10 protein-coding genes and 1 pseudogene are annotated in these 12,179 nt (G+C 61.4%); 8 read left to right on the forward strand and 3 right to left on the reverse strand.

What is annotated here, in order from left to right; genetic code table 11:
- Positions 1–12: 12 nt before the first annotated feature.
- The 3 genes from EXZ61_RS08190 to EXZ61_RS08200 are packed head-to-tail and all read right to left on the reverse strand — an operon-like array spanning position 13 to position 3,523.
- Positions 13–1,200, reverse strand: coding sequence for an ABC transporter permease (locus EXZ61_RS08190; protein ID WP_142810783.1), 1,188 nt, complete (start codon positions 1,198–1,200; stop codon positions 13–15).
- Positions 1,197–1,994, reverse strand: a complete 798-nt coding sequence (locus EXZ61_RS08195; protein ID WP_142810785.1) for an ABC transporter ATP-binding protein — start codon at positions 1,992–1,994, stop codon at positions 1,197–1,199. The genes EXZ61_RS08190 and EXZ61_RS08195 overlap by 4 nt, the downstream gene beginning before the upstream one ends.
- A complete protein-coding gene (locus EXZ61_RS08200) occupies positions 1,991–3,523 on the reverse strand; it encodes an alpha/beta fold hydrolase (RefSeq protein ID WP_142810787.1) in 1,533 nt (510 codons plus the stop codon). The genes EXZ61_RS08195 and EXZ61_RS08200 overlap by 4 nt, the downstream gene beginning before the upstream one ends.
- Positions 3,524–3,595: 72 nt before the next feature.
- Here EXZ61_RS08200 and EXZ61_RS08205 point away from each other — a divergent pair, with 72 nt between their 5' ends.
- The 8 genes and pseudogenes from EXZ61_RS08205 to EXZ61_RS08240 all read left to right on the forward strand — a co-directional run bounded on the left by EXZ61_RS08205 (position 3,596) and on the right by EXZ61_RS08240 (position 12,177).
- On the forward strand, positions 3,596–5,068 hold the full coding sequence (locus EXZ61_RS08205) for a sigma-54 interaction domain-containing protein (RefSeq protein WP_142810789.1): 1,473 nt from the start codon (positions 3,596–3,598) through the stop codon (positions 5,066–5,068).
- Positions 5,069–5,139: 71 nt separating this feature from the next.
- Entirely contained in the window at positions 5,140–6,135 is a 996-nt protein-coding gene (locus tag EXZ61_RS08210; protein ID WP_142810791.1) for an HlyD family secretion protein, read from the forward strand.
- A gap of 1 nt (position 6,136) precedes the next feature.
- Positions 6,137–6,877 (forward strand): annotated as a pseudogene (locus EXZ61_RS08215) (ABC transporter ATP-binding protein); the annotation flags it as partial.
- A 59-nt stretch (positions 6,878–6,936) separates the two neighbouring features.
- Positions 6,937–8,085: an ABC transporter permease gene (locus EXZ61_RS08220; RefSeq protein ID WP_142810795.1), complete on the forward strand. Its 1,149-nt coding sequence runs from the start codon at positions 6,937–6,939 to the stop codon at positions 8,083–8,085.
- Positions 8,086–8,355: 270 nt separating this feature from the next.
- Positions 8,356–9,492 carry a substrate-binding domain-containing protein gene (locus EXZ61_RS08225; RefSeq protein ID WP_237219171.1) on the forward strand — a complete coding sequence of 379 codons (1,137 nt, stop codon included), beginning with the start codon at positions 8,356–8,358 and terminating at the stop codon, positions 9,490–9,492.
- Positions 9,493–9,603: 111 nt separating this feature from the next.
- On the forward strand, positions 9,604–10,359 hold the full coding sequence (locus EXZ61_RS08230) for an ABC transporter ATP-binding protein (RefSeq protein WP_142810799.1): 756 nt from the start codon (positions 9,604–9,606) through the stop codon (positions 10,357–10,359).
- Positions 10,356–11,081, forward strand: a complete 726-nt coding sequence (locus EXZ61_RS08235; protein WP_142810801.1) for an ABC transporter ATP-binding protein — start codon at positions 10,356–10,358, stop codon at positions 11,079–11,081. Before EXZ61_RS08230 ends, EXZ61_RS08235 begins: the two co-directional genes overlap by 4 nt.
- A 112-nt stretch (positions 11,082–11,193) precedes the next feature.
- Positions 11,194–12,177: a branched-chain amino acid ABC transporter permease gene (locus EXZ61_RS08240; RefSeq protein ID WP_142810803.1), complete on the forward strand. Its 984-nt coding sequence runs from the start codon at positions 11,194–11,196 to the stop codon at positions 12,175–12,177.
- The last annotated feature ends 2 nt before the right edge of the window (positions 12,178–12,179 follow it).

A 12,179-nucleotide genomic window follows, 5' to 3' on the forward strand; every position in this document is an offset into this window, starting at 1 on the left:
ATTGTCGGTCAATTAGCGCGCAGCGGCCAAGCGCATGGATCGGGCCACAAAAAGCAGGCAGGCCAGCGTGATCAAAACCCCGGTGAGCACACCGGGCAGCACGCGCGCCACCGTGAGGGCCTCGCCCTTGAGCACCAGCATCATCAGGGTGTTTTGCGCCAAGCCTGGCACCCACAGGTACCAAGCGGCATCGCCACTGGGGTTGAGCAAGCTGACCATGGGCGCTAGGCCCACCAAGGTGACGACCAAGGCACTACCGGCCTGGGCCTCTTTGAAGGTTTTGGAGCGAATGGCCAGCGCCATGAGCACAGCGCCCATGCTGGCGGCCAGGGGCAGCTGCAGGGCCAAAAACGCCACCACCTCCCACCCGCCAAACTGAAACATGGCTTGCAGGCTGTCGTTTTGCAGCAGCCACTGCGCCGGGATAAAGCTCAGGCTAGAGAGCAAGGCCACGGCCATGCCCAAGAGGCCCACTGCGCCCCATTTGCCCAGCACCAGCGCCAAATGCGGCACGGGGTTCATGAGCAAGGGCTCTAACGAGCCGCGCTCGCGCTCACCGGCGGTGCTGTCCAGTGCCGCAGTGAGCGCGCCATACAGCACGGCCATGATGATGAACATGGGGATCATGCCGGTCATGCGCGCGGCGCGGGCTTGGGTGCTGGCCAGGTCGCGCTCTTGCACCTGCACTGACTGCAGCATGTCGGCAGGCACGCCACGCAAGGCCAAGTGCAAGGTGGCACGCTCGCGGTTAAAGCCTTGCAGCAAGCGCGCAATGCTGGGCACGCCCGCACTGGCACGCTGGTTGGCGCTGTCGCTCACCACCTCCACCGTGGGGCGCTCGCCGCGTTGCAGCGCGTCTTCAAAGTCCGGGCCTATCACCAGCACGGGCTCTAGCAAGGTGGTGGCCCGCAGCTTGGCCTCGTAGTCCGCTGGGGCGGCTTTGAGGGTGAAGGTTTGGCGCTCTATAAAGTTGCGCAGCGTGGGCGCGTGCTCCATGCCCACCACCAAGACCTCGCGCTTTTCGGCGCGCTCTTGCAGCGATGCCACCAAGCCCGACAAGGCCAGCATCAACAGCGGCCCCATGAGTACGGCTGGCACCAAAAGGCGCAAGAGGGTGCGCCGGTCACGCAGTGCGTCCACCACTTCTTTGGCAAAGACCACCCAGCAGTGGCGCAAAAACGACGGGGTACCGGTGCTCATACGGCGGCTCCAGCGTGTGATTGCGCTTGGGGAAAGGCGAGGGTGACAAACGCGTCTTCAAAGCGCGCGGCTTGTGCTTGGGCCAGCAACTCGGGCACCGTGCCTGTGGCCACGCTGCGGCCATGCGACACCACCACCACCTGCTCGCACAGCAGCTCTACCTCTTGCATGATGTGGGTGGACAGCACAACGCACTTGCTGCCCCCCTCGGGCGAGCACAGATGGCGCAAGGCCTCACGCAGGGCGCGGGTGGCTAGCACGTCGAGCCCGTTGGTAGGTTCGTCCAGCACAATGTTGGCGGGGTCGTGCACCAAGGCGCGTGCCAGCGCGGTTTTCATGCGCTCGCCTTGGCTAAAGCCCTCGGTGCGGCGCTCCAAAATGCCCGCCATGTCGAGCAGGCGCGAGAGTTCGTCAGCCCGGGCATGGGCGGCCTCAGGCGTCATGCCTTGCAGACGGCCAAAGTAGACAATGTTTTCGCGGGCGGTGAGCCGGGGGTACAGGCCGTGCGCGTCACCCAGCAAGCCCATGCGCGCCAGCGCTTGGCGCGGCGCTTGGGCCACCGAGATGCCGTCTACGGTGATGTGGCCACTGTCTGGCAGGAGCAAGCCGCCTAGCATGCGCAAGGTGGTGGTTTTGCCTGCACCATTGGCACCCAGCAGCCCCGTGATGCAGCCATTGGCGGCTTGCACGCTCACGTTTTGCACAGCATGCACGGGCTGCTTGCGGCCGCGCGCAAACCAGCCGCCAGCGCTGCGGGCGGAGAATGTTTTGCTAACTTGATCAATGCTAATCATGGTGTGGCCACTGTGGTCGCAGCGCTGTCGGCGCCACTGGGGCGAAATACGCCGGGGCGCGGAATGCGCAGTGCGCAGCTGGCGTCTTGCGGCAAGGCGGAGGCATGGGTGTTGGCGTCAATGAACTTAAACACCACATCGCCCATGCACCCTAGCGTGGCAATGCCGTGGCCTGCGTTGGGCACCACTAGGTGCTGTACCAAGGCCGCGTTGCCAGCGCCCAAGGCTTGTGCCGTGCGGGCACCATGCCGTGGGGGTGTGGCGGGGTCGGCTCCGCCACTGAGCAAGAGCACGGGGGACTGGGCGGGGGGCACGGTATAAAACGCCTCGGGCACGCTGCCGCGCGGCCAGTCTTGGCACATGGCTTGGTAGTAGGTAGCTTCATCGCGGCCAAAGCTGACGCCGGGTGGGTCTGCAGAAGCGCTTAGGCGTGGCATGTCTTCGGCGCACACCACCGACAGGTGCATGCCCATGGCAACGCGGCCCGCTTTGTTGCCACCCAGCGCACTGCCCAAGCCCAGCAAACCTTCAAAACGACCTTGGCTCGCGGCTGCGATAGCCGCTGGCAATGCCGACGCCAAAGCAGGCACGTACAAAGGTGCGCGCACGCTGCGCAGCAGCAAAGCGCGGGTGAGTGGGATGCGCTCTGGCACGCCGGTGCTGGGGTGCTGCACGCCCACGGGCTTGGGCAGGCTTTGCAGGAGCGCGGCCCACTGGCTGCGCAGGGCTGGGTATTGGCGCGCACACCGTGGTTCTTGCTCGCAGGCGGTGAACATGGCGTCGAGCGCGGCTTGGCTGTCGGCCGAGGCACTGGCAGGCAGCACCATGTCGGGCGGGGCGACGCCGTCCAACACCGAGCGCCGCACTTGGGCGGGGAACTGGCGCTGGTATTCGAGCGCGGCGCGGGTGCCATACGAAGCGCCCACCAAGTTCCACTGGCGCACGCCCAGGTGTTGGCGCACGGCTTCAAAGTCTTGCATGGCCACGGTGGTGGTGAACATGCGCAGGTCGCCATAGGGGAGCTTGCCAAGCGCCTCGCGGCATTGCGCCAGCCTGCGCACTTGTGCGGCAGTGTCCAGCTGCTCGGCCAAGGGCAGCGTGGCGTCATCGGGGCATTGCAGCGGGGCGGACTGGCCAGTGCCGCGCTGGTCAATAAACACCAGGTCGCGGCGGTAGTTGAGTCGTGCCAGCGCGGGCAGCATGGCCGGTGCCACGCCAACAGCACTTTGGCCGGGGCCACCTGCAAGCATGAGCACGGCGTCTGGCTGTTTGTTGCGCGCTAAGGCGGGCACCACGATGAAGTGAATGTCAATGCGCGTGCCATCGGGCTTGGCGGGGTCCAGCGGGCGCGCAATAGTGCCGCACTGCACTTCATTGGCAATGCCATCGACCCGGCAGGCCTTCGTGGTAGCGAGGTCAGCAGCATGTGGTGGCGTGCTGGTGAGCGCAGCGGCCAAAGCCATGGCACAGGCGCGCAGTGGGGTGGACTGAACAAAGGAAGCTAGTGGGCTAGCGGATAGGCGGCGCATGGTGCGCGATTATTCCCTAAGCGCTGGCGCGCACGGGCTGGGACTTGGCAACGCGCATGTAACATTCTGCGCATGCCAAAACCCGATGTACTCCCACGCGACGCCCAAAGCATTTTGGAACTGGCGGCGCGCTCCATGTTTGAGCTGTTTGCCAATGCCAGCGAGGGCATGATTCTGGTAGACCGCCAGGCCCGGGTGGTGTGGATTAACGACCAGTACAAGCGCTTCTTGCCCGCGCTGGGCTTTGCCCGCGAAGAAGATTTTGTGGGCCACGCCGTGTCCAAGGTGGTGCAAAACACCCAGATGGACCAGGTGCTGGAAACAGGCAAGCCTATTTTGATTGACTTGCTCACTAACCGGGCTGGTACCTTTGTGGTGAGCCGCATCCCGGTGCGGGACGCTGCAGGCCAAGTCATAGGTGCTTTGGGCATTGTGCTGTTTGACCATGCGGAAACCACTTTGCAACCCTTGGTAGAAAAATTCACGGTCTTGCAGCGCGACTTGGATGATGCCCGCCGCGAGCTGGCCTCCCAGCGTTTGCAAGCGCCTGGGCTGCGGCAAGCCAAGTACACCTTTGCCAGCTTTATTGGCCTGAGCCCCGCTGCGGTAGAGGTGAAGCGCCAAGCGCGCCGTGCAGCGCAGTCGTCCAGCCCGGTGCTGTTGCTGGGTGAAACGGGAACCGGCAAAGAGCTACTGGCCCACGCCATCCACGCCGCCTCGGGCCGGGCCAAAGGCCCATTGATTAGCGTGAACATTGCGGCAGTGCCCGATACCTTGCTGGAGGCCGAATTCTTTGGCTTTGCGCCTGGTGCGTTCACTGGCGCAGACCGCAAGGGGCGTGACGGAAAGTTCAAGCTGGCCCACGGAGGCACTTTGTTCTTGGACGAGATTGGCGACATGCCACTGGCCTTGCAGTCCAAGCTACTGCGCGCGCTGCAAGAGAGTGAGATTGAGCCGCTGGGCTCGAACAAACTGATTCCCATTGATGTGCGGGTGATTGCCGCTACCTCGCGCGACTTGAATAAGCTGGTGCGCGACGGTTTGTTTCGAGAAGACTTGTTTTACCGCTTGAACGTGTTGCCCCTGCGCGTGCCCCCGCTGCGCGAACGCCGTGGCGACATTGCGGCGCTTCTAGAAGTGTTGGGCGAAGACGTGGCCCTGCGCAGCGGCTTAGCCCCGCCGGAACTCACGCCACAAGCGCTGGCATTGCTAGAAGCGCAGCCTTGGCGCGGCAATATCCGTGAGCTGCGCAATGTGCTGGAGCAAGTGGCCATGCGCTGTGACGGCCCACGCATTGATGCCTCTGACGTGCAGGCCGTGCTGCGGGACTCGGGTGTTGAAGCTTTGCTGCCCGTGCCAATGCCCACGCCCCCCCTTGCGCAAGCGCTCGATCCCGACCAACTGCTGCGGCCCTTGGCGCAGCAATATGCCGACTTGGAAAAAGCCGCCATTGCCGCTGCGCTGCAGGCCCACCAAGGCAACAAAGCTGCTGCGGCCAAAGCATTGGGAATTTCACGGGCAACTTTGTACCAGCGTTTGACCTAAGGCAAGGTTCTGGGGCAGTGCGTGCCCTATGCTCGTGCGGTGTCGGTCTGTCTAACCCACGGTGAGATGCCATGCAGAACCTGAAGATGAAGTTGACCCAGCTGGTCTGCGCCAGCGCTGCAGCCTTGGGCCTGCTTGGCGCATGCACGCAGAAGCCGCCAGCAGCCTGGTCGGGCTATGCGGAGGGTGACTATGTGTATGTGTCATCCCCCATTGCCGGTCGCGTGGAGGGTGTGGCGGTGCGCGCCGGCGAGAGCGTGCGCCAAGGCGCTGCCTTGTTTAACCTAGACGCGTCCAGCGAAAAATTGGCAGAAAAAGAGGCCGAGGCCCGGGCGCAAGCGGCGCTGGCGCAGGCCAACAACCTGGGCAGCGGCAAGCGGCGCGAAGAGCTGGCGGTGACCCAGGCACAACTGGCCCAAGCGCGTGCGGCAGAGGTGCTAGCCAACAGCGACCTGCAACGCCAACAACAGCTGTTGGCCCAAGGCTTTGTGAGCAAGGCGCGGGCCGACGATGCCGCCACGGCCGTGGCCCAAGCGCGTGCCCGCGTGGCCGAGCTGACAGCCGCCTTGCAGGTGGCACAACTACCTGGGCGCACAGAAGAGATTTTTGCCCAACGCGCCAATGCCCAAGCGGCGCGTGAAGCCTTGAGCCAAAGCCAATGGCGCTCTGGCCAAAAGCAACAAACAGCCCCAGCGGATGCCTTGGTGGCCGATGTGTTCTTTCAGCGCGGGGAGTTTGTAGGGGCGGGGCAACCGGTGGTGTCGCTGCTGCCGCCAGCCAACATCAAGGCGCGCTTCTTTGTGCCAGAGGCAGACCTGGGGGGCATTCAGATGGGGCAAGCGGTTTGGTTGGCGTGCGACGGCTGCGGCAAACCCATGGCGGCCAAGATCAGCCGCATTGCCACACAGCCAGAATTCACCCCACCGGTGATTTACTCCAACGCCCAGCGCAGCAAACTGGTGTTCATGGCCGAAGCGCAACCCAGCGCTGCCGATGCCGTGCGGCTAAAACCCGGCCAGCCCTTGGATGTGCGCCCCGATGTTGCGCCCCCTGTACAGGCGAAATAGCGTGTTGGCGCCCACAGCTACTGCGCAAGCAGCTACATTTTTAGGAGCGGATGGGCCTGCCGATACAGCGCGCTCTTTGGCCATTGACGTGCGCGGCCTGACCAAACGCTATGGCGGGCGGGCTGTGGTCAACAACATCGCGCTGCAGGTTGAGGCTGGGCGCATTGTGGGATTTTTAGGCCCCAACGGCAGTGGCAAAACCACCACCATCCGCATGATTTGCGGGCTGCTTACCCCGGATGCGGGCAGTGGCACCTGCCTGGGGCTGGACATCATGAAGGACGCCGCCGCTATCAAGCGGCAAGTGGGCTACATGACCCAGAAGTTTGGTTTGTACGACGACTTGTCGATTCGAGAAAACCTGGACTTTGTTGCGCGCTTGTTTGAGCTGCCTCATCGCAAGCAGGCGGTAGACGGCGCGCTGCAGCGCTTGGGTTTGGGTGCGCGCCACGCGCAGCTGGCGGGCTCTTTGTCAGGCGGCTGGAAGCAGCGGCTGGCGCTGGCGGCGTGCTTGATCCACTCGCCACGCCTGCTGCTGTTAGATGAGCCCACCGCTGGGGTGGACCCCAAGGCGCGGCGCGAGTTTTGGGAGCAGCTGCACCAACTGGCGGAGCAGGGCATTACGGTGTTGGTGTCGACCCACTACATGGACGAGGCAGAGCGCTGCCACGGATTGGTCTACATCGCGTACGGAACCATACTGGCGCAGGGCACGGCTGCCACTATTGTGCAAGCCGCGGGCGCCACGGACTTGGAAGATGCCTTTGTGCGCTTGGTGGACCAAGCCAAGGACAACTTCGTATGAGCGCCGCATGGTCAAGCCACTTTAGCTGGGCCCGGATGCTGGCGGTGTTCATCAAAGAGTTTCAACAAATGATGCGCGACCGGCTGACCTTTGGCATGGCGGTGGGAGTGCCCATTTTGCAGTTGGTGCTTTTTGGCTACGCCATCAACACCGACCCTAAAGGTTTGCCCACCGCCATTGTGAGTACCGACAGCGGCCCTATGGCGCGTGGCTTGCTGGCCGCTTTGCAAAACACCGGTTACTTCCGGGTGGACCATGTGCTGACCAACGAGCGTGAGGCGGAAGCGCTGGTAGAGACCGGAGAGGTGCAGTTCATGGTAGTCATCCCTGGCGATTTTTCTCACCGCTTGATGCGGGGCGAAAAGCCTGCGCTCTTGGTGTCTGCCGATGCGACCGACCCCAGTGCCTCGGGCAACGCGATTGCAGCGCTCAATGCCTTGGTGCCCCAAGCCATTGCGCATGATTTGCCGGGCGCGCTGCGCGGTTTGGGAGGTGTTGCACCTTCGTTTGAGGTGCGGGTGCACAAACGCTACAACCCTGAGGGGCTCTCGCGCTACAACATCGTGCCGGGCTTGGTGGGTACGATTTTGACCATGACCATGGTGATGCTCACCTCATTGGCCATGACCCGCGAGCGCGAACGCGGAACCATGGAAAACCTGCTGGCTACCCCCGTTCGCCCTAGCGAAGTGATGGTGGGCAAGATACTGCCCTATGTGGTGATGGGCTATGTGCAGCTTGGGGTGATTTTGGGCGCGGCCTTTGTGTTGTTTGAGGTGCCCATGGTGGGCAGCATGCCGCTCTTGCTGGCTTTGATTGGCGTATTCATCGTGGCCAACTTAGGGGTGGGGTTTACCTTTTCCACCATTGCCAAAAACCAGTTGCAGGCCATGCAAATGACCTTCTTTTTCTTCCTGCCCTCCATCTTGCTGTCGGGCTTTATGTTCCCGTTCAGGGCCATGCCGCAGTGGGCACAGTACATCGGCCAAATACTGCCTCTGACGCATTTTTTGCGCATCGTGCGGGGCATCTTGCTCAAGGGCAATACCTTCACGCAGCTCTGGCCCGAGCTGTGGCCCATGCTCTTGTTTTTGCTGGTGGCAGGCACCGTGGCTCTTAAGCGCTATCGGCAGACTTTGGACTGATGCGACACAGGTTTAATTTGTCTGAAATTTGTGCGTATGTTTAATTATTAGTCAATGGATGTCTAAAAGTTAGACGAATTGGTGGCTATTTGCTCCAAACAAAGCGGCCTTCCCTGTAGCGCACCCCCATGGTGCGCGTGGCACGCTTTGTGCAAATACAGTGCGTTCCATCAAAAAATACAGGAGACCGGTATGCAAGTTTCTCAATGGGCTGCGTGGGCATCACGCCGAGGTGTGATTGCTTCTGCTTTGGGCCTCGGTTTGGCCGTTATGGGTGCTGGGGCGTGGGCCCAGAGCAAAGAAATCAAGATCGCGCACATCTACAGCAAAACAGGGCCGCTTGAGGCCTATGGCCGCCAAACGGCGACCGGCTTCATGATGGGGCTGGACTACGCCACCAATGGCACCATGACAGTGGCCGGCAAGAAGCTGGTGGTGATTGAAAAAGACGACCAAGGCAAGCCCGATTTGGGCAAGAGCTTGCTGGCTGCCGCCTACGGGGATGACAAGGTGGACTTGGCCGTGGGCCCCACCGCCTCTCCCGTGGCTTTGGCAATGCTGCCAGTGGCCGAAGAGTACAAAAAAATCCTCTTGGTGGAGCCAGCGGTGGCGGACTCCATCACGGGTGACAAGTGGAACAAATACATTTTCCGCACGGGGCGCAATAGCTCGCAAGACGCAATTTCTAACGCAGTCGCTTTGGACAAAGCTGGCGTGACGATTGCCACCATGGCACAAGACTCGGCCTTTGGGCGCGATGGGGTGAAGGCATTCAAAGAAGCCATCACCAAAGCCAAGCTGGTGCATGAAGAATACCTGCCGCCCGCAACCACCGACTTCACCGCCGGTGCGCAACGCCTGATTGATAAGCTCAAAGACCAACCCGGACGCAAGGTGATCTTCATCATTTGGGCAGGCGGCAACCCCTTCAAGATTGTGGACATGGACCTCAAGCGCTATGGCATTGAGATCGCCACAGGTGGCAACATCTTGCCCGCCATGACCGCCTACAAGCAGTTGCCCGGCATGGAAGGCGCTACCTACTACTACTTTTCGATCCCCAAGAACCCGGTGAATGAAGCCATGGTGGCACGCCACTACAGCCAGTTCAAGGCTCCGCCAGACTTCTTCACCGCCGGTGGTTTTAGTGCCGCCATGGCGGTGGTGACTGCGCTGAACAACAGCAAGGGCGATGCATCTGCCAACACCTTGATCAAAACCATGGAAGGCATGAGTTTTGAAACCCCCAAGGGCAAGATGACCTTCCGCAAAGAAGACCACCAAGCGCTGCAAAGCATGTACCACTTCAAGATCAAGGTAGACCCCGCTTTCGCTTGGGGCGTGCCTGAGCTGGTGCGTGAAATCAAGGCGGACGAGATGAATGTTCCGATTCGCAACAAGCGCTAAGCCTATGCGTGTGGCGCGCCGTTTGGCTTAGGGCCCGGTGCGCTAGTTGCCCCAAGCGCTGGCACTGCGGTGCCTACGCCCGGGGCGTCTTTGGCCTCTTGGAAACATTGCATGCTGGAAACCCAAAACTTGACCGTGCGTTTTGGTGGGCACGTGGCGGTCAACGCCGTGAGCTGCACCTTTAGCCCAGGCACGCTCACGGCTATCGTGGGCCCCAATGGCGCTGGCAAGACCACATTTTTTAACCTGATCTCGGGGCAAATCAAAGCCACTGCGGGCGATGTGCGCCTGCACGGGCAAAGTTTGGCGGGCTTGGGTGTGTCTGCACGCACCCGGGCAGGCTTGGGCCGGGCATTTCAGCTCACCAACTTGTTCCCACAGCTCAGCGTGTTGGAGAACGTGCGGCTGGCGGTGCAATCCGCCCGCGCAGGCAAGCACTTGCGTGGTCTGAACTTGTGGAGCATTTGGAGCGAGCACCGAGCCTTGGTCGATTTGGCGCAAGAGGTGCTGGAGCAAGTGGCCTTGCTAGACAAGCAAGACGCCGTGGTGGCTAGCCTGCCCCATGGGGACCAGCGCAAGCTAGAGGTGGCCATGCTCATGGCCTTGGAGCCCGACGTGTTTATGTTTGACGAGCCCACTGCGGGTATGAGCCATGACGAGGCACCGGTGATTCTGAATTTGATCCGCAAGCTCAAAGCCGACTCTCGCAAAACGATTTTGCTGGTGGAGCACAAGATGGATGTGGTGCGCGAGCTGGCAGACCGCATCATCGTGCTGCACAACGGAGAACTGGTGGCCGATGGCGACCCTGCCGAGGTGATTGCCTCGCCCGTAGTGCAGCAGGCCTACTTGGGGGTGGCGGCATGAGTAACAAGCTCCTTGAACTCTCGGGTGTGCACACCCACATCGGCGCGTACCACATCTTGCATGGGGTTGACCTGTCTGTGCCGCGCGGCCAGCTCACCATGCTACTGGGGCGCAACGGCGCGGGAAAAACCACCACGCTGCGCACCATCATGGGCTTGTGGAAAGCCTCGCAAGGGACGGTCCGTTTTGACGGACACGACATTACCGCTGCCAACACCCCAGACATTGCGGCGCGCCAAGTGGCGTATGTGCCAGAGAACATGGGAATCTTTTCCGACCTCAGTGTGAAGGAAAACATGCTTTTGGCGGCCCGCCAAGCCAAGCGTTTGAACCAGATCGACAGCACGCGGCTGCAGTGGATTTTTTCGCTGTTCCCGGCGGTAGAGAAGTTTTGGAACCACCCCGCAGGCAAGCTCTCAGGCGGGCAAAAGCAAATGCTGGCCGTATCCCGCGCCATGGTGGAGCCGCGCCAACTGCTGATCGTGGATGAGCCTAGCAAGGGCTTGGCGCCCTCCATGATCAACAACATGATCGAAGCCTTTGCGCAGCTCAAGGCAACGGGCACCACTATTTTGCTGGTGGAGCAAAACATCAACTTTGCCAAACGCTTGGGCGACCATGTGGCGGTGATGGACAACGGCCAAGTTGTGCACGCGGGCAGCATGCAAGCCCTGGCACAAGACGAGGCGCTGCAACAGCAACTTTTGGGGCTGGCGATATGAAGAAAAACAAGCAAAAAGTGCCATTGGCGCCCATGGATATTGCGCAGGTAGCTATGAAAAATATAGTAAAGCGTAGCGTGGCGAAGCCAGACGCAAGAGGAGGGCGCAGCCTATGAAAGCGCTGAACGTTGACTACAAACCGCTGTTGCTGGTGCCCGTGTTGGCGCTGGCCGTGCTGCCGCTGATTGGCGCGCCTAGCACCTGGCTCACGCTCACGGTGGCGGGGCTGGCCATGGGCATGATTGTGTTCATCATCGCCTCGGGCTTGACGCTGGTATTTGGCTTGATGGATGTGCTGAACTTTGGCCACGGCGTGTTCATTGCCATGGGCGCGTTTGTGGCCACCAGTGTGCTGGCGCTCATGGGCGACTGGACGGGGTCGCAAGACCTGTGGCGCAACCTAGCGGCGGTGTTTGTGGCCATGCTGGTGGCCATGGGTGTCTCGGGCGCACTGGGCTTGGCGTTTGAGCGCTTTATCGTGCGCCCGGTGTATGGACAGCACCTGAAGCAAATACTGATCACCATGGGCGGCATGATCATTGGTGAGGAGTTGATCAAGGTGGTGTGGGGCCCCGCACAGTTGGCCATGCCCCTGCCAGAAGCCTTGCGCGGTGCTGTGCTCTGGGGTGATGCCGCGATAGAGAAGTACCGTCTACTGGCCGTGGTGGTGGGGCTGGGCGTGTTTGCTGCGCTGGCGTGGACCTTGTCGCGCACCAAGATTGGCCTGCTGATTCGTGCGGGTGTGCAAGACCGTGAGATGGTTGAGGCCATGGGCTACCGCATTCATCGCTTGTTTGTGGGCGTGTTTGTGGTGGGCAGCGCCTTGGCAGGCTTGGGCGGCGTGATGTGGGGCTTGTACCAACAAAACGTCACACCCCAGATGGGCGCACAGGTCAATGTGCTCATCTTCATTGTCATCATCATTGGCGGCTTGGGGTCTACCGGCGGGGCTTTGATTGGTGCCCTGCTGGTAGGGCTGATGGCCAATTACACCGGGTTTTTGGTCCCTAAGCTGGCGCTGTTTTCCAACATTGCGCTCATGGTGGGCATCTTGCTGTGGCGCCCGCAAGGCGTCTACCCAGTTACTAATCGATGAGG

Origin of the sequence: Rhodoferax aquaticus, assembly GCF_006974105.1 — a bacterium.
Lineage (GTDB): Bacteria > Pseudomonadota > Gammaproteobacteria > Burkholderiales > Burkholderiaceae_C > Allorhodoferax > Allorhodoferax aquaticus_A.

What these genes read in the sequence shown, in the direction of transcription:
- EXZ61_RS08230 (WP_142810799.1), top strand. Translation starts at nt 9,604, where the DNA reads ATGCTGGAAACCCAAAACTTGACCGTGCGTTTTGGTGGGCACGTGGCG.
- EXZ61_RS08220 (WP_142810795.1), top strand. Translation starts at nt 6,937, where the DNA reads ATGAGCGCCGCATGGTCAAGCCACTTTAGCTGGGCCCGGATGCTGGCG.
- EXZ61_RS08235 (WP_142810801.1), top strand. Translation starts at nt 10,356, where the DNA reads ATGAGTAACAAGCTCCTTGAACTCTCGGGTGTGCACACCCACATCGGC.
- EXZ61_RS08225 (WP_237219171.1), top strand. Translation starts at nt 8,356, where the DNA reads ATGGGTGCTGGGGCGTGGGCCCAGAGCAAAGAAATCAAGATCGCGCAC.
- EXZ61_RS08205 (WP_142810789.1), top strand. Translation starts at nt 3,596, where the DNA reads ATGCCAAAACCCGATGTACTCCCACGCGACGCCCAAAGCATTTTGGAA.
- EXZ61_RS08195 (WP_142810785.1), bottom strand. Translation starts at nt 1,994, where the DNA reads ATGATTAGCATTGATCAAGTTAGCAAAACATTCTCCGCCCGCAGCGCT.
- EXZ61_RS08190 (WP_142810783.1), bottom strand. Translation starts at nt 1,200, where the DNA reads ATGAGCACCGGTACCCCGTCGTTTTTGCGCCACTGCTGGGTGGTCTTT.
- EXZ61_RS08240 (WP_142810803.1), top strand. Translation starts at nt 11,194, where the DNA reads ATGAAAGCGCTGAACGTTGACTACAAACCGCTGTTGCTGGTGCCCGTG.
- EXZ61_RS08200 (WP_142810787.1), bottom strand. Translation starts at nt 3,523, where the DNA reads ATGCGCCGCCTATCCGCTAGCCCACTAGCTTCCTTTGTTCAGTCCACC.
- EXZ61_RS08210 (WP_142810791.1), top strand. Translation starts at nt 5,140, where the DNA reads ATGCAGAACCTGAAGATGAAGTTGACCCAGCTGGTCTGCGCCAGCGCT.